This window comes from Nocardia sp. NPDC004711, from assembly GCF_053601595.1.
On sequence record NZ_JBSGCB010000030.1, the window covers coordinates 57040 to 73407 of the forward strand.

17 protein-coding genes are annotated in these 16368 nt (G+C 69.9%); 7 read left to right on the forward strand and 10 right to left on the reverse strand.

Annotation, left to right across the window (positions count from 1 at the left end; genetic code table 11):
• The first annotated feature begins 1 nt into the window (after window position 1).
• Entirely contained in the window at window positions 2-850 is an 849-nt protein-coding gene (locus ACWEKS_RS28500) for an NmrA family NAD(P)-binding protein (RefSeq protein ID WP_452342922.1), read from the forward strand.
• Here the strand turns inward: ACWEKS_RS28500 and ACWEKS_RS28505 are convergent.
• The 6 genes from ACWEKS_RS28505 to ACWEKS_RS28530 form a co-directional block, all read right to left on the reverse strand.
• Window positions 837-2489 carry a sulfatase-like hydrolase/transferase gene (locus ACWEKS_RS28505; protein ID WP_452342923.1) on the reverse strand — a complete coding sequence of 551 codons (1653 nt, stop codon included), beginning with the start codon at window positions 2487-2489 and terminating at the stop codon, window positions 837-839. The genes ACWEKS_RS28500 and ACWEKS_RS28505 overlap by 14 nt on opposite strands.
• A gap of 63 nt (window positions 2490-2552) precedes the next feature.
• Window positions 2553-3410, reverse strand: coding sequence for a class II fructose-bisphosphate aldolase (locus ACWEKS_RS28510; protein ID WP_452342924.1), 858 nt, complete (start codon window positions 3408-3410; stop codon window positions 2553-2555).
• Window positions 3407-4348: a hexose kinase gene (locus tag ACWEKS_RS28515; protein ID WP_452342925.1), complete on the reverse strand. Its 942-nt coding sequence runs from the start codon at window positions 4346-4348 to the stop codon at window positions 3407-3409. The genes ACWEKS_RS28510 and ACWEKS_RS28515 overlap by 4 nt, the downstream gene beginning before the upstream one ends.
• On the reverse strand, window positions 4345-5502 hold the full coding sequence (locus tag ACWEKS_RS28520) for an N-acetylglucosamine-6-phosphate deacetylase (RefSeq protein ID WP_452342926.1): 1158 nt from the start codon (window positions 5500-5502) through the stop codon (window positions 4345-4347). The genes ACWEKS_RS28515 and ACWEKS_RS28520 overlap by 4 nt, the downstream gene beginning before the upstream one ends.
• Window positions 5499-6437, reverse strand: a complete 939-nt coding sequence (locus ACWEKS_RS28525) for an ROK family protein (RefSeq protein WP_452342927.1) — start codon at window positions 6435-6437, stop codon at window positions 5499-5501. Before ACWEKS_RS28525 ends, ACWEKS_RS28520 begins: the two co-directional genes overlap by 4 nt.
• Before the next feature lie 13 nt (window positions 6438-6450).
• Complete coding sequence (locus tag ACWEKS_RS28530; protein ID WP_452342928.1) at window positions 6451-7404, reverse strand: SIS domain-containing protein; 954 nt, start codon at window positions 7402-7404, stop codon at window positions 6451-6453.
• Between the two features lie 158 nt (window positions 7405-7562).
• Here ACWEKS_RS28530 and ACWEKS_RS28535 point away from each other — a divergent pair, with 158 nt between their 5' ends.
• The 4 genes from ACWEKS_RS28535 to ACWEKS_RS28550 are packed head-to-tail and all read left to right on the forward strand — an operon-like array spanning window position 7563 to window position 11309.
• A complete protein-coding gene (locus tag ACWEKS_RS28535) occupies window positions 7563-8804 on the forward strand; it encodes an extracellular solute-binding protein (RefSeq protein ID WP_452342929.1) in 1242 nt (413 codons plus the stop codon).
• Window positions 8801-9700 (forward strand): carbohydrate ABC transporter permease, encoded by a 900-nt coding sequence (locus tag ACWEKS_RS28540; RefSeq protein WP_452342930.1) that lies wholly within the window; start codon window positions 8801-8803, stop codon window positions 9698-9700. The genes ACWEKS_RS28535 and ACWEKS_RS28540 overlap by 4 nt, the downstream gene beginning before the upstream one ends.
• Window positions 9697-10521 carry a carbohydrate ABC transporter permease gene (locus ACWEKS_RS28545; protein WP_452342931.1) on the forward strand — a complete coding sequence of 275 codons (825 nt, stop codon included), beginning with the start codon at window positions 9697-9699 and terminating at the stop codon, window positions 10519-10521. The genes ACWEKS_RS28540 and ACWEKS_RS28545 overlap by 4 nt, the downstream gene beginning before the upstream one ends.
• Window positions 10518-11309, forward strand: coding sequence for a DeoR/GlpR family DNA-binding transcription regulator (locus ACWEKS_RS28550; protein ID WP_452342932.1), 792 nt, complete (start codon window positions 10518-10520; stop codon window positions 11307-11309). Before ACWEKS_RS28545 ends, ACWEKS_RS28550 begins: the two co-directional genes overlap by 4 nt.
• Before the next feature lie 13 nt (window positions 11310-11322).
• Here ACWEKS_RS28550 and ACWEKS_RS28555 read toward each other — a convergent pair whose 3' ends face one another.
• Window positions 11323-12063: a TetR/AcrR family transcriptional regulator gene (locus tag ACWEKS_RS28555; RefSeq protein WP_452342933.1), complete on the reverse strand. Its 741-nt coding sequence runs from the start codon at window positions 12061-12063 to the stop codon at window positions 11323-11325.
• Here ACWEKS_RS28555 and ACWEKS_RS28560 point away from each other — a divergent pair.
• Complete coding sequence (locus ACWEKS_RS28560; RefSeq protein ID WP_452342934.1) at window positions 12062-12460, forward strand: ester cyclase; 399 nt, start codon at window positions 12062-12064, stop codon at window positions 12458-12460. The genes ACWEKS_RS28555 and ACWEKS_RS28560 overlap by 2 nt on opposite strands.
• On the opposite strand, the gene ACWEKS_RS28565 is transcribed toward ACWEKS_RS28560, so the two are convergent.
• Window positions 12457-13263 (reverse strand): DUF1460 domain-containing protein, encoded by an 807-nt coding sequence (locus ACWEKS_RS28565; protein WP_452342935.1) that lies wholly within the window; start codon window positions 13261-13263, stop codon window positions 12457-12459. The two genes, ACWEKS_RS28560 and ACWEKS_RS28565, sit on opposite strands and share 4 nt — an antisense overlap.
• A 101-nt stretch (window positions 13264-13364) precedes the next feature.
• Between ACWEKS_RS28565 and ACWEKS_RS28570 the strand changes: the two genes are divergently transcribed.
• Complete coding sequence (locus ACWEKS_RS28570; RefSeq protein WP_452342936.1) at window positions 13365-14108, forward strand: class I SAM-dependent methyltransferase; 744 nt, start codon at window positions 13365-13367, stop codon at window positions 14106-14108.
• A gap of 16 nt (window positions 14109-14124) precedes the next feature.
• On the opposite strand, the gene ACWEKS_RS28575 is transcribed toward ACWEKS_RS28570, so the two are convergent.
• Both ACWEKS_RS28575 and ACWEKS_RS28580 read right to left on the reverse strand, forming a co-directional pair.
• The gene (locus ACWEKS_RS28575) at window positions 14125-15597 is read right to left on the reverse strand and encodes an AIM24 family protein (protein ID WP_452342974.1); all 1473 of its coding nucleotides are present in this window, start codon (window positions 15595-15597) and stop codon (window positions 14125-14127) included.
• Between the two features lie 163 nt (window positions 15598-15760).
• Window positions 15761-16357 (reverse strand): TetR/AcrR family transcriptional regulator, encoded by a 597-nt coding sequence (locus ACWEKS_RS28580; RefSeq protein WP_452342937.1) that lies wholly within the window; start codon window positions 16355-16357, stop codon window positions 15761-15763.
• Window positions 16358-16368: the final 11 nt, after the last annotated feature.

The following is a 16368-nucleotide window of genomic DNA, read 5'->3' on the forward strand; positions in this document are numbered from 1 at the left end:
AATGGAACCGATCCTCGTCACCGGCGCGGCCGGCGGAAGCCAGGGCGGTACCGGGAGACTGGTCGCCGAAACCCTGATGCGCGCGGGCCTGCCGGTGCGCGCCTTCGTGCACAGCGATGACGGCCGTGCGGCCGAGCTGAAGGATCTCGGCGCGGAGGTCGTCGTCGGCGATCTGCGCGAGATCACCGCCGTGACACCCGCCCTGCAGGGCGTGCGCCGGGCCTACTTCACCTATCCGGTGACCGCCGGAATGATCGACGCCACCGCGGTTCTCGCGGCCGTCGGCCGTCAGGCCGGACTGCAGCGCGTGGTCGCGACCTCACAGCTCGGCTCCGATCCGCAGGCGGGCACCCCGCACATGCGGCGGCACTGGGTGGCCGAACAGGTGCTCGACACCGCCGGCATCGGCGCGGTGCACCTGCGCGCGGCGGTGTTCTACGAGAACCTGCGGGTGGCCATCGGCGACCGCGGCGAGCTGGCGCTGCCGCTCGGCTCGCCGGACACCGTGTTGCCGCTCATCGCGGGCGCGGATGTGGCCGGGGTCGGGGCGGGCGTGCTGCGTACCGAGGGCCCGGTGGATCCGGTGCTGTGGCTGGCGGGCGAGATCATGACCGTCGGCGAGGCCGCCGAATTGTTCGGCGTCCCCTACCGGAACGTCGATCCGGCGGAGTGGTCGGAGTGGGCCATGACCGTCTACCGCGACGCGGTGGCCGTCGAGCACCTGACCCACCTGTGGACCATGTTCGCCGCCATCGGATCCGGTCACGAGCTCTTCCGCGTGACCGAATCCATCGAGCGGTTCACCGGCCACCCGCCGATCACCCTGCGCGAGTTCGTCACTTCGGCGTGAGGAAGTCCTCCAGGAAGTTGCCCAGGCGCTCGGCGCGCGCGGCGATGCTGCGGTTGGACTGCACATAGTCGTCGATGCCCTGCTCCTGGGCGTCCTTCAGATACCCGGGCAGCGGCTGCTGGATCTCGGTGTCGAGGGCCTGCGCCAGCAGCTGTGCCATGGTGTCCCGCAGCGGATTTCCGCTCGCCGCCTGATTGTCGAGCTCCAGGCGGCCGTTCTCGGTGGAGTAGTCGTAGAGCTCGAATTCCTGCTCGGCCGACGCGTCGATCTGGATGCGGCCGTCCAGCCATTTCGAGTAGGAGGCGAACTTGGCGTCGGCCGTGCGCACCACGGCCACGTGGCCGGGCGCGTTGTGGTCGAACAGGATCGCCGCCTCCTCGATGGTGGACTCGTCGGTGGTGTGCGCGATCCACGGGCGTCCGGCGGCGGCGGCATTGCGGCACAGGGCAGCCAGGTCCAGGCGGCCGCGCAGATGCTCGTAACGGTCCACGGCCCGCCAGTCCGCGCCGCCGGTGGCGATGGTCAGCAGCAGGGGCGCGAGGTCCACGCTGGAGGTGAGTTGCGTGCGGGCGCTGGTGGAATCGGTGGGGCTGAGGTATCCGCGTGGGTCATGGACGTACAGCGGCACCCGGATCGCCTCGTCGTAGGCGCCGCCGCCCTTGCCGTGCAACCCGTGCGATCCGGCGTAATCGCCGTGATCGGAGGTGAACACGATGACCGTATTGGCGGCGACGTCCGGTCGCGAGTACAGCGTGTCGAGCACCCGGCCGATCTGCCCGTCGACCTGCTGCTGCAGCCATAGGTACAGGTTGCGCATATCGATCCAGGCCTGGGTGGCCTCGGGCGTGCCGTAGGGCGCGAGCCCGAACGCCACCACCGACGCCTGCACCAGTGCCATCTGCAGCCGTGGCTTGGCCGAAAGCTGTTCCAGCGATTCGAAATTCCCGGGCAGCTGGTCCATCCAGCGCGGCAGGTCGAGGTTGGCCTGGTCCCGGCGGGTCCAGCGCGGCCAGTACTGGATGTCGTGCGGATTCACCAGTGACACCGTGGTGCACCACGGCGACCCGCCGGAATCGTGCTCGAACCAGTCCACGAAGTCGTCGACGATCTTCGGATCGGCCTGCAACCCCTGCCCCGGCGCGCCGTTCGGCGACGGGTAGGTGCCGCCGCCGAACCCGTAAGCGTCCAGCGCGCCCGGCGTGCGGTCCGGGTAGTGGCCCAGATGCCACTTGCCCCACCAGGTCGTCTCGTAGCCCTGCTCGCGCAGCATGGAGCCCCAGGTCGGGAAGCGCGGGGAGAGTGTGGATTCCGAGACCACCATGCAGCCGGTCTGGTGGCTGTAGAGCCCGGTCACCAGCGCGCCGCGGGAGGCGGTGCAGTCGTTGGCGGCGGTGTAGTGCTGCTCGAACGAGACGCTGCCGTGCCGGATGCGGGCCAGGTTGGGCAGCAGCTGATCCAGGGTCTGCTGATCGGGGAACCAGGCGGGTGCGCGCATCTCGTCGACGATGACGACGAGGATGTTCGGTTTGCCCGGGTCCACATCGGCCCGGGCCTGAGCCGCCGGACCGGTCGCCGTGGCGGCCACTGCCGCGGTCACCGATGCCGCTGCTCCCGTCAGGAATCCGCGTCTGCCGAACAAGGGGCCTCCTACTGCCGAAGTGGCGATTCCCGGGCAGCGTAGGACAGTTCCGCGAGCCGATCGTCACGCCTGCGCGGGACCCGCCATCCCCCGTCCGGGGGACAGGACGCGCAGGTAGTGCTCGACCTCGTGCTGAATCGCGGTCCGGCCGGGGCCCAGATATCGGCGCGGGTCGGAGAGGTCCGGGTGTGTCGCGAGGGTCGACCGGACCGATTCGGCCAGTGCGATATTCAGGCGGGTCGCGATATTGATCTTCGCCATGCCGTGCCGGACGGCCGCGCCCAGGCCGGCGTCGGAGACCCCCGACGATCCGTGCAGGACCAGGGGGATCGGCAGTTTCGCGGCCAGGGCGGCGATCAGCTCGGTGTCCAGCACGGCATCGCGGGTGCACATGGCGTGGGCGGAGCCGACCGCCACGGCCAGGGCGTCCACCCCGGTCGACGAGACGAAGGCGACGGCCTCGTCGGGATCGGTGCGCACGCCGGGGGTGTGGGCACCGTCCTTGCCGCCGATCGCGCCCAGCTCGGCCTCCACGTGCACGCCCCGGTCGTGGCACCAGCCGGTGATGGCGGCGGTGGCCTCGACATTGGCGGTGTAGTCGAGGACGGAGCCGTCGTACATGACCGAGGTGATGCCGAGTTCCACCGCCTGCGTGATCAATTCGCGGGAGGTGGCGTGGTCCAGATGGACCGCGAGGGCGGCGGCGCTGTCGGCGGCCAGGTGCAGGCAGGCGTGGGCGAGCGGCTTCAGGCCCCGGTGGTAGTGGACGGTGTTCTCCGAAATCTGGAGCACCGCAGGACGATTCGCGGACTCGGCTGCGGCGGCGATGGCCTGCGCGTGCTCCAGGGTGATGACATTGAACGCGCCCAGCCCGCCGGGACGGGCGGCGGCGAGCAGTTCGGGGAGCGGCACCAGCGTCACGGGTGGGACTCCGGGATCAGAGCGGTGACCTGGACGGCCGGGGTGAGGCGGTCGCGGAGCGTCAGGTCGATCTCGCCCGCCACCGGAATCACCACGGCCGCCGCGGAGGTCGCGACGGCATCGGTGAGCAGGGCGGGCCAGTCCGGCTCGCCCGCGACGGCCAGCGCGCGGATCACCGCGGCCGCGGCGGCATCGCCCGCGCCGGTCGGATTGCCCGCCAACGGTTCCGGCAGCGTCGCGGACCAGGCCCCGGACGGCGTCACCGCGACCACGCCGGCCGGGCCGCGGGTGGCGACCACGGCTCGGACACCGGCCGCCAGCAGTGGACCGGCGGCGGCCGCCACGGCCCGCGGGGTCTCGGCGACCACGCCGGTGAGACGTTCCAGCTCATCCTGATTGGGGGTGAGCACGACGCCCGGGACGGTGGCCGCGAGCTTCAGCGCCGGACCGTCGACATCGCACACGGCCGGCACGCCCGCCGCGACGGCCGTGCGCACCAGCTCGGCGGGCACCGCGTCGTCCACCCCGCCGGGCAGCGATCCGGAGATCACCAGCCCGCGCAGCTCGGGCAGCAGGAAAGCGACGCGATCCAGCAGCCGGTCCACGGCGTGCGGCTCGTGCACGTACGCGCCCGGCTCCCACAGGCCGGTGGCGGTGCCGTCGCGGGATTCGCTGACCACCAGGGTGCGCCGGACCCACGGCAGGGCAGGCACGAAGTCGGCGGGGAATTCGGCGGCTGCCGCCGCGGCGAAGGTGTGGTCGGCGAATCCCGTTGCCCGCACACAGCTGCCGAGCTGGCACAGGATCCGGGTGACGTTGATGCCCTTGCCGCCCAGGCGCTGCTCGACCGACAGCACCCGCTGGGCGCGCCCGCGTTCCAGGCGTTCGAGCCGGTAGGTCAGGTCGTAGGCGGGATTCATGGTGACGGTGAGGATCACGCCAGCCACCGTCCCCGCCGCAGCACCCGCCGCAGGTTCAGGTCGTCGTCGAGCACCACGGCGTCGGCGTACAGGCCCGGCCGCAGGTCGCCGACCTGATCCAGCCCGGCGGCGTCGGCGGGGGTGGAGGTGACGGCGGCGACGGCGTCGTACAGCGGGACGCCGCACTCGCGCACCGCCCAGCGCAGGCAGTGCAGCAGCGTCGCGGTGCCGCCCGCCAGCGAGCCGCCCGGCACCCGGGCCACACCGTCGGTGACAGTGACGGGCCGCGGTCCCAGCCGGTACTGTCCGTCCGGCATGCCCGCGGCCTGCATGGCGTCGGTGACCAGCACCACGCGGTCGGGGGCGGCAGCGAAAACCAGTGCGCCGAAACCGGAATCGACGTGCACGCCGTCTCCGATGACCTCCACGAAGGCCTGCCGCTGGGCCGCCGCGACCAGGCCCGCCGCCACCGGCCCGGCCGCCCGATGATGCAGCGGCGGCATGCCATTGGCGAGATGGGTGACCAGGGTGGCGGACCCCTCCGGGCCCAGCGCCGCCCGGAAGCGGGCGAAGGTCGAATCGCTGTGGCCGACGGCGACCACCACGCCGCTGTCGGCCAATTGTTTGGCGGCGGTGTCGAATCCGGCACGTTCCGGGGCCAGGGTCATGACCCGCAGGCTGCCCTCGGCGGCCCGCAGCAGACGGTCGATCAGCGCGGGATCGGGATCGATGAGACAGCCGAGATCGTGTGCCCCGCAGCGGGTCCGGGACAGGAACGGGCCCTCGATATGGATGCCGGCGATGGCCCCGTCGGCGGCCAGCATCCGCAGCACGGCGGCCTGGGCCACCATGGTGTCGGGCGCCGCGGTCACCAGGCTGGCCAGCACGCTGGTCGAGCCGTGCCGGTGATGGAAGGCCGCGGCCGCGCGCGCCTCCGCCGGATCCTCGGTGTCGAAACGATGGCCGAAACCGCCGTGGGTGTGGATGTCCACCAGGCCGGGGACGATCGTGCCCGCGTATTCGGGCGGTAGTTCGCGGTGGGTCGTGGCCCATTCGGTGGCCGGTCGCACCGTGGCCACCCGCTCGCCCCGGATCGAGACGACACCGTCCTCCAGCACCCCCGCCCGGGTCACCACCCGGCCGCGTAATTCGAGTCCGCGCCGGCCGCTCATCGCAGTTCACCCGTCCGCGCCAGGTGGGCCGCACCGATCAGGCCGGCCCGAATACCGAACTCGCCCAGTGTGACCCGGGGGACGGGTGCCACCCGCAGCAGGGCGGTGAGCCGGGCGTGCAGGCCGTCGGTGAGGACCGCGCCCGCGCGGGCCAGGCCGCCGCCGAGCACGATCAGCTCGGGGCAGCTCGCGTGCACGACACCCAGCAGGCCCGCGGCCAGCGCGTCGATGGCATCGTCTATTACCGCCCGGGCCGCCGGATCGGTATCGACCGCGCCGAAAACTGTTTCCGCGCCGGTGATTTCGCGGCCGGTGCTCGCGGCGTACGCGCGGGCGATGGCCGGTCCCGACGCGACGGTCTCGACGCAGCCGGTATTGCCGCACGGGCAGGGCAGCCCGTCGCGGTAGCGCACGGGGATGTGCCCGTATTCCCCTGCCTGCGCGAGGCCGAGCTGCCCGGCGGGGGCGCGCACCAGACGGCCGCCCACCGACAGCGTGCCGCTGATGCCGGTGCCCAGGATCAGTACGCAGACATCGTCGAGGCCGCGGCCCGCGCCGAAGCGCCATTCGGCCCAGCCCGCCACGGTCACGTCGTGGTCGATGAGCACCGGCAGGCCCCAGCCGTCGGCGAAACGATGGCCCACCTTCACATTCCGCCAGCCGAGATTGCTGCTGAACACCGCGATGCCGCGATCGGAGTCGACCAGACCGGGCAGGACCACCGCCGCCCGCGCCACCCGTTGCCGGTCGCCCGGCGGCAGGACCGCCAGCAGCTCGCGGCCGAGCCGTTCGATGGCGTCGAAGGCGGCCTCGCCGTGCGGTGTCGCGATGGTTGCCGCACATCGGACGGCGCCGCCCGCATCGGTGATCTCGGCCTTGGTAGTGCCGCCCCCGACGTCCACGGCGAGCACCAGATGCGTTGCTGCGTCAGCCATCACGGCACACCCATCAGCTCAGGATGACCGATCGCGTCAGGTTGCGCGGCTGATCGGGGTCCAAACCCAGGTCGGCGGCCCGCAGCAGGCACAGCCGGTGCACCCGTACCAGCTCGGCCATGGGGTCGATGTCGCGCTGTTCGACATGCGCTCCGGTGGCGCGGATGTCGTCCGTGAGCCCGGGCGGCTGCGGGCCCAGCGCCCACACCGCGCGGCCGGGCCCGGCAATGCTGATGGGCCCGTGCCGGTACTCGGTGGACAGGTAGGACTCGGTCCAGGAGCGGCAGGATTCGCGCAGCTTCAGCGCGGCCTCGTCGGCGAGCGCGGCAGCGAAATCCATGCCCACGAAAGTGATCTGCTCGGCATGACGGATAACATTCAGCGCATCAGGGTCGGGGTCGGCCAGTACGGCGCGGGCCTGCGCGATCACCGGGTGCAGATCCTCACCGAGGTGCCAGCGCAGCAGCGCCAGCGTCGTTGTGGCGAACCGAGTTTGGACCACCGACCGCTCGTCCACCTCGTCGATGAGGATGGGGTCGGCCAGCTCCAGCACCGGCGTGGCGGGGCTGGAGCTGATGACCGTGCGCGGAATCTCCTCGGGCAGTGCGGAGATGGCGTCGAGCACCTCGGTGGTGGTGCCGGAGCGGCAGATCACCAGATAGCGGTCGTAGCCGCGGCCGATCCCCGCGAGATCGCGCAGTCGCGGATCACCCGCCGGCCAGGCGTCGGTGAGCCCCTGCCCGGCGGATTCGCGCAGTGCGGCGAAGGCGCGGGCCATGAACAGCGAGGTGCCGCAGCCGAGTACGGCCACTCGTTCGCCCGAGACGGGCAGCAGGTGGCGGTGCGCGGTGGCGGTGGCTGCGGCGCGGACCCAGTCGTCGGGCTGGGTGGCCACCTCGCGGGCGAGATGGGATCCGGCGGCCAGATGGCTTGCGGGGACGGAGATTCGATTCGCCTCGGGCAGCACGTACCCAGGATCAACCCAGTGATCGTTCCTGTCAATTTTCCCGGTCAAACGATCACATTCGAGCAGACTTCGCGTTAGATTCGGACATACCGAATCGTTCGCTTCATTCATCATCCGCGATTCGCGTCGCAGGGTGTGCAGATTGAGGAGCCCTTGTCGTGAAACGTCCACTGCGCGGCGCACTTTCCTCGGTGGCGCTGCTGACCGGCCTGGTGCTGACGGTGTCCTCCTGCGGTTTCGGCGGGAGCAAATCCGACGACTCGGACCCCAATACGCTCACTTTCCTCGCGCCGACCTACAGCGACGCGACCAAGGCCGAGTGGGACGCCATCATCGCGGATTTCCAGCAGGCCAATCCGGACGTCAAGGTCAAACTCTCGATGGAGTCCTGGGATTCGATCAATGACGTGGTTCGCACCAAACTGCAGTCCAAGGGCACCACGCCCGACATCCTGAACATCGACGCCTATTCGACCTACGCCACCGACGGCCAGCTGTACCCGGCCACCGATATCGCCGACCCGGCGGTGATCGCCGACATCCAGCCCGGCTTCGCGAAGAACGCGTCCATCGACGGAACCCAGTGGGCGCTACCGCTTTTCGCCTCCACCCGCACGCTGTTCTACAACACCGAGCTGTTCGCCAAGGCGGGCATCGGCGCACCGCCCCGGACGTGGACGGAGCTCACCGACGACGCCAAGAAGATCCAGGCGCTCGGCGGCGTCTCGGGGTACGGGCTGCCGCTGGGCAGCGAGGAAGCCCAGGGCGAGACCTCCATCTGGACCTTCGGCGCGGGCGGCACCTGGTCCGACGGCGGCAAGGTCACCGTCGACACCCCGCAGAACCTCGAGGGCGTGCGGGCCATGAAGGCCATCGCGGACGCCGGTGCGACCGAACCGAATCCGGGCGCCACCAACCGGCTCGACGTCATCAACGCGTTCATCCAGGGCAAGATCGGCATGATCGAGGGGCTGCCGCCGACCATCAGCCAGATCGCCGCCAAGAATCCGAGCCTGAAGTACGCCACCGCGCCCTCGCCGACCAAGACCGGCGACCCGTCCACCCTCGGTGTGGCCGATCACCTGATGGCCTTCAAGAAGGACGGCACCAAGGCCGCGGCCATCAAGAAGTTCCTCAGCTACTTCTACTCCGCGGCCGTCTACGCCAAGTTCGTCAGCGGCGAGCACTTCATCCCCATCACGACCAGCGGTGCGGCCGCGCTCACCGACGATCCCGTCACCAAGGCGTTCGCCGCCACCCTGCCGGTCGCCAAGTTCTATCCGAGCAACAACCCGAAATGGGGTGCCGCACAGGGCGCCATCCGGCAGCAGATGGGCACGATCGCGCAGGGCAGCGACCCGGCCTCGGTGCTGCAGAAGATTCAGCAGGCGGCGAGTTGAGGGGCGTCGCCTCCCATCGATCCACGGCCACGCTGCGCGCGTTGCCGTGGATCGGCCCTGTGCTGGTCCTGATCGCGGCGGTGGTGGCGTACCCGGCCGGGTACATGATCTGGACTTCGACCCGCGACCTGAGCGCCTACGGGACCGACCGCGGCCCGGCCGGATTCGCCAATTTCCGCAGGCTGTTCGCCATCGACGAGCTGCCCGCGATCCTGGCGCACACCGTGGTGTGGGTGGTGGCGGTCGTGGTGATCACGCTGGTGCTCTCGGCGGGGCTGGCGCAGTTCCTGAACAAGGACTTCCCGGGGCGGACGGCGGTGCGGCTGGCCATCCTGGTGCCGTGGGCGGCGTCGGTGGTCATGACGACCACCATCTTCGATTACATGCTGGATCCGGATGTGGGGATCGCCAACCGGTTCCTGGTCGATATCGGGGTGCTGGACCGGGGTTTCGGATTCACCAAGGAGCCGGGGCCGGCGTTCGTGGTGGCCATCGGGGTGGCGGTGTTCGTGTCCGTGCCGTTCACGACCTACACGATTCTGGCCGGGCTGCAATCGATTCCGTCCGATATCGACGAGGCGGGCCGCGTGGACGGGGCGAGTTCCTGGCAGCGGTACCGGTATCTGACACTGCCGCAACTGCGTCCGGCCATGGCGGTGGCGACGGTCATCAACATCATCAACTCGTTCAATTCGCTGCCGATCCTGCAGGTGCTGACCGGCAGCATCGCGGGCTTCTCGGCGGACACCACGACCACGTTGACTTTCAAGCTGATTCGGCAGAATCAGCAGGTCGCGACGGCGGCCGCCATGAGCGTGCTGAACTTCGTGCTGATCCTGGTGATCATCGCGATCTATGTGAAGCTGATCCGGCCCGCCGGTGAGGAGGCGCGATGACCCGGCGGCGGTGGGGGCTCACGGCTGTCGGCGCGGTGCTGGCGGCGGTGTTCCTGCTGCCGTATCTGGTGATGGTGCTCGGGTCGCTCGAGCCGCGTTCGGAGATCCTGCGGATCCCGCCGACCTACCTGCCGCGGCAGTGGCGGCCGGACAACTACGCCACCATGTGGCACACGCCGGAGACGCCGCTGCCGTTCAATCTGGTGAGCACCCTGGTGATCTCGGTGTTCGGGACGCTGCTGGTGCTGGTGGTGGCCATTCCGGCCGCGTATTACACCGCGCGGCGGCGGTTTCCGGGCAAGACGCTGTTCCTGGGTCTGGTACTGGTCACCCAGATGCTGCAACCGACCGTGCTGGTGACCGGCCTGCTGCGCGAGTTCTTCACCCTCGGCATCAACGACACCTGGCTGGCCATGATCCTGGTGAACGGCGCGTTCAATCTGTCGTTCGCGGTGTGGATCCTGCACAGCTTCTTCGCCGGGGTGCCGGTCGAGGTGGAGGAGGCCGCCCAGCTGGACGGGCTGAACCGCTGGCAGATCCTGACCCGGGTGAGCCTCCCGCTGGTGTGGCCCGGCATCGTCACCGCCACCGTGTTCGCCTTCGTCTCGTGCTGGAACGAATTCGCCGCCAGCCTGGTCATTCTCACCACGCCCGAGAATCAGCCGCTGTCGGTGGCGCTCACCAAGTTCGTCGGGCAGTACGACGTGGCTTGGCAATATGTGTTCGCCATCTCTACCGTCGGCATCGTGCCCGTCGTGATTCTGTTCGCGCTCATCGAGAAGCGCCTGGTCGCCGGCCTCACCGCCGGCAGCGTCAAATGACCGCTCCCGCGGACCGTTCCCGGCGCTGGAATCGCCTGCTGGAACTGGTCGCCGATGCCGGCCGCCTCTCGGTGGAGGAGGCCGCCGCCCGCCTCGGCGCATCCCCCGCCACCATCCGGCGCGACTTCACCGCCCTCGCCGACCAGGGCCTCGCCACCCGCACCCACGGCGGCATCGTCGCCACCGCCGTCGCCTACGACCTCCCCGCTCGCTACCGCGGCAGCGCCGACGAGCCCAAACAGCGCGTCGCCGAACACGCTGCGGCCCTGATCGATCCGGCCGAAGTGGTGGCCCTCAACGGCGGTACCACCACCACGGCCGTGGCCCGCGCCCTGGCCGCCCGCCCCGACCTCCCCACCTCCACCGACCACGAACTCACCATCGTCACCAACGCCCTCAATATCGCCGCCGAACTGGTCCTGCGCCCCCACCTGCGCACCATCTGCCTCGGCGGCCTGGCCCGCCGCGAATCCTACGAACTCCACGGCCCCCTGGCCGCCCTGGCCCTGGCCGAATTACGCCTGGACACCGTGATTCTCGGCGTCGGCGCGATCTCCGCCGAGGGCGGCGCCCAATGCCGCCACCTCGACGAGGCGGGCATCAATGCCGAAATGGTCCGCCGCGCCCACCGCGTCATCGCGGTCGCCACCGCCGACAAACTGAACCGCACCGCCCTCGCCCGCATCTGCCCCATCGACGCCATCCACATCCTGGTCATAGACCGCGAAGCCGCCCCCGCCGCCCTCACCCCCATCCGCGACGCGGGCATCGAGGTCCACCTGGTCTGAGCGGCGAAGGCGCTCAGCGGGATCGGGGTCGTAGCCCGTCGAGGATGATCCCGGCGATTCGCGCCGAGCTGGACTGCGCGCCGGCATGCTGGATCGCGGCGAAGGCGCCCGCGACCAATGCCATCACCTCGTCGACCGTGACGTCCTGCCGCACCGCACCCGCCGTCTGCGCCCGCTCGAGCAGATCGCCGACATGGCGGGTGAGATCCGCCGCCACCTGCGGTGCGGCCATCCGCAGGTCGAATTCGGCGGCGGCGAGTGCGCTCTTGACCGTCGCATTCTCGACGCCGTTGGCCATCATCAGCGACAATAGCGTGAATAGCGCTGCGGGGTCCTCCGATGTCGCCAGCACCGCCGCCTCGGCCACCAGTTGTTCGATCTGATCGATCGAGACAGCCAGATACAGCGCCTCTTTGGTGGGAAAGTGCCGATGGACCGTACCGGGACCCACCCCCGCTTGCCGCGCGATTTCATCGAGCGAGATGCCGAGCCCTTCCTGCGCGAACAGCTGCTGCGCAGTCCGCAGCACGCGTTCCCGATTGCGGCGGGCATCGGCGCGTAGCTCGCGATCGCTACCTCGAGTGGCCGATGCATCGGACGGAATGCGTTGGGGCGGTTGGCGTGACATATCGGCCCTAGCATAACCGGGTCGCCGCCCCGTATGCTGAGCGAACAAGCGGGGCGGCGCACCGTTTATTCGAATGTGTTGCCGCTCATCGTGTTCCGATCTACTGCCTGGGGAGGGTGGAATCATGACCACACAGGACGCCGGTGCCGTCGTGCGGCAGATGCAGGAGTGCTTCAACACCAGGCAGTTCGACCGGGCAGCTGACCTGCACACGCCGGACTGCTTCAGTCATCCGCTCGGTACCACGGGATTCGAGGCGGGAAAGAGTGCCTGGCGCAGTCTTGTTGCCCAATTCCCCGACATCCGTGTCGTTGCCGAGGATGTACTGGTCGACGGCGACCGCGTGGCCGTCCGCTCGTCCATCGAAGGAATCCCAGTCCCGGGCGATGGCCCGGAACCGATGATGATCGAGATCTTTCGCCTCGACAACGGACGGATCGCGGAGAACTGGGCGCTCGGACAGGGAATGCCGTACAGCGCGGAAACCCTGGCCGAGGTAGCGGTCGAGACCGACCGGGACTAGTTCGGGCGCAGTACGACCAGGCCCGGGACTGTGGTGAGGTATTGGGTCAGGGGGGTGTCGACGACCTGGTTGTTGGCGGTCAGGGAGGAGGCGTTGCGGAACATTGGGCCGTTCGGGGTGGTGATGAAGATGCCCACGTGGGAGACGTCGAGGCCGGCGTCGGGGGTGTAGGCGCCGAGGTAGTCGCCGGTGTGGAGGGCGGTGATGACGGCGTTGTCGAAGAAGCGGCTCGGGATGTAGGTGATGTTGCGGGCCACCACGGGGATGCCCGGAAGGTAGTTGCCGCCTTCGGCTTTCGCGTTGAGGTGTTTGGTGACGGTGACCGCGGCGGGGGTGAGGGTGGGGGTGATGTCGGTGGCGGCGATGCGGTTGACGGCGGCCCAGTCGGTGAAGAAGTGCTTGCGGCGGGTGAATTCGACCCGGCCGTCGGCGTAGCGGGTGGCCACCAGGTTCTGGATGAAGTCGGCGCGGGTGGTGGAGCGGCTCAGGGCCTCCACGTAGTCGAGGTAGGTGAAGCAGTCGACGCGGCGGAAGTCGATGACCAGCTGCTCGGGCTGGGTGGCGGAGCCGATGAGCATGTTCGCGCGGTAGGGGGTGCCGAGGAAGCGGCTGGAGAGCTGGGCGATGGCGTCGGTCCGGGTGCCCGTGATCGAGTTGCGCACGGCGAGCAGCTCGTCCAGCTGTTGCGAGGTGGCCTCGTCGAGCGCCGGGTCGGCAGGGACGGCCATGGCCTGGGAGGGCAGCAGAGTCAGCGCGGAGACCAGCGTGACCAGCATCAGCAGGATTCGGGTGACTGTGCGCAAAACCCCTCCATCGGAACGAGACGTGCAGATCGAACCTAACAGCCGATTCCTGTCCCAGACAATCCTTTCGCCGCGCCGAATACCTGCGTAAGCTGCGCGGCATGATCGCGACCCAGTCGCCGCAGCAGCGCATCGTGGAACTGCTCCTCCCCGAATCTACCGTCGTCCACGGCTATCTCGATGTGCTCGGGGCGGAGACGCCTCCGGTCAAGGGCATCGGGCAGGCCGCCATGCGGGTGCCGCTCATCTCCCGCATCTACGAACCCATCTGGCGCGAGTTCTTCCGGCTCGCCATGGGACGCAATGCGGTCGGCGTGCGCCGGGAGAAGCAGCGGGCGGTGGACTCGCTCGGGCTCGACGAGGGCGCGCTGGTACTCGATGTCGGTTGCGGACCGGGGCTGTTCACCAGGGCTTTCGGCCGGGCGGCGGGGGATTCGGGCCTGGCCGTCGGGCTCGATGCCTCGGAGTCGATGCTGGCGGAGGCGGCGCGCACCAATGCGGTTGGACCGGTTGGTTTCGTGCGCGGCGATGCGGGCCGCCTGCCCTTCGCCGACGGCGCCTTCGACGCCGTGGCCTGCTTCTTCGCGCTGCACTTCTTTCCCGACGCGGAGGGCGCGCTGGCGGAGATAGCCAGGGTGGCCAGGCCGGGCGGGCGGATCGCGGTGACCGCGCTGGCCCACCCGCCGGTGCTCGACTTCCCGCTCTTCCGCGGCGTGGCCGGCATCGGGGGCGCGCGCAGCCTCGGCTACCACGTCGTGCCGGATATCCTCACCGCCGCGGGCTGCGAGGTGACCGGCCGGAATTCCTCCGGCGCAGTGCAATTCGTGACGGCCCTCAAGCGCTGAGCCACGAACGGCGAGGTCAGCCGAGCAGCCCGCCGAACATGCCGCCCGACTGCCCGGCCTCCTGACCGCCGCCGGTGCCACCGATGAAACCGCCGGGCGGCAGTTCGGAGGGCTGCACGATGACGAAGCCGCGGCCCGAGAACGACAGGGTCAGGCCCTCGCCGGTGCTGCGGCCGATCAGGCGGCTGAAACCGAAGGAGTCATTGCGCTTGATGCCGGTCTGCAGGCTGGACGACCAGGCCACCGCGGCCTGCGGATCGGCGTAGGTCGGCTGGTCGATATTCAGGACCACCGGGGAGCCGTGGGTGGTGATGGCGATCCGGCCGCGACCGGTGAAGACGCAGTTGAAGAAGCCCGCATTGCTGGCGTAACCGGCCGCGCCCTGGACCCTTTGGATGTTGTAGGACAGCGTGGAGTCGAAGGCCAGTACGTTCGCGCCATTGATGGTCAGGCCGTCGGTGCCGTCCAGGTCCACGATGTGCACATCGGAGGCGGCATTGGCCAGGAACAGATCTCCGCGCCCGGACACCTGCATGAGCGGCACGCCCTCACCGGTGAGCCGCTGCTGGATCGCCCGCCCGATCCCGCCCGACCCGAGCGCCTTGAAGTGCAGCTCGCCCTGATAGGCCACCATCGATCCGGCCCGCGCCAGGGTCTCCCCGTCGACGGCCACCCGGATCATCTTGCTGCCCTGCTTCTGAATGCCGTAACCGTTGACCTCGGCATGATTCGGATGGAACAGCTCGCTCTGCACGGACGGAACTCCTTGTGGCGCGGAATGATTCGGGACGGGGGCCGCGGGCGGATAGGGCGGCGGCGCGAAAGACTGCGGGGCCATGGGCATCTGCTGCGGCGCGGCCGGCGGCTGGAATTGCTGGGCCGGCAGGGTGGGTGGCAACGGCATCGGCTGCGCGGCGGGATTGGGTTGTGTCGGCAGGTATTGCGCGGGTTGCGGCTGCTGGGGTGGCGCGGCAGGTTGCGGCGGGAGGGCCTGCGCCGGAAGCGTAGGGGCAGGCGGGGCCTGCACCGGCGGCTCGGGATCGTCATCGATGGTCACGCCGAAGGCTTCGGCCAGTCCGGCCAGGCCGTTGTCGTAGCCCTGGCCGACCGCGCGCACCTTCCAGGCGTCGCCGCGTCGGTATATCTCCACACAGACGACGGCTGCCTCGCTGGTCAGACCGTTCATCGGGAAAGTCAGTGTGCCCGCGGGGGATCCGATGGCGGCGGTGAGCGTCCCGGCGGCGGCGAAGGTGGCGGGCCCGCTGCCGTCGAGGCTGGCGGTGATGGCGACCCGATCCACGTCGGCGGGCAGGGCGGAGGTCTGGACGTCCACCATGTCCCCGGCGCCGCGGCCGTGCCGGTAGACCACGCCGGGACCGACCGGTTGGTTGAAGAAGATGAAGTCCCCGTCCGACCGCACCCGCCCGTTCGCGCCCAGGAGCAGCGCGGACACATCGACTGCGGCGGAGCAGGTTACGGTGACCGTCATCCGGTCGGCGGGCGCGGGCCGGTTCTCCCCGCGGGCGAGCGCCGTCACCGCGGCCCCTCACCGGCGGCGCGGACCTGTTCGGGCAATAGGCGATTCACAGCCTCCAGTGTCCTGAATGTCCGAATCAATGGCCATCCGGGTATTCCCCCAGGTATTGCCGCGCTCAGTCGCCCGGCCGCTGGAAGGCGGGGAGCGCCGGGATCAGATTCGCCGCGAAATCGCGGATACGCTGCGGCGGAAAGGCTTCGGGTGCGGCCAGCACCAGTCGCCCCGCCTCCCAGAACAGCGCGAACAGGGTGCGCGCGGTGAGCTCCACATCCACCGCCGCCCGCCGCTCGGCCGGAACCGCCTCGCGCACGAAGGTTTCCAGCGCCGCGATGAACGCCTGCCGCGCGCGCTCCAGCCGGCGCCGGAAGGTCGGAGTGCTCGAATCGACGAGCTGGAAGACCGCCCGCCACCGATCCGGCGCGGCCTGCACCGCGGTGAGGAAGCGTTCCAGGCTCTCGGTGGCGGCACGGCCCGGATCCCCGGCGGAGGCCAGCGGCACCGCGGTCGCCAGCTCCGCGAGCGCCGCGGTCTCCTCGCGGTCCAGTGAGGCGCGCAGCAGTGCGTCCGAATCCTCGAACAGGCCGTAGACGACCGGCCGGCTGACCCCGGCCGCCCGGGCCACGGAGTCGATGGACACCCGGTGAATGCCCTCCCCGACAATGACCCGGAGCACCGCGTCGAGGAGTTGCTCCCGTCGCTGCTCGGGTGCCATCCGAGGTGCGT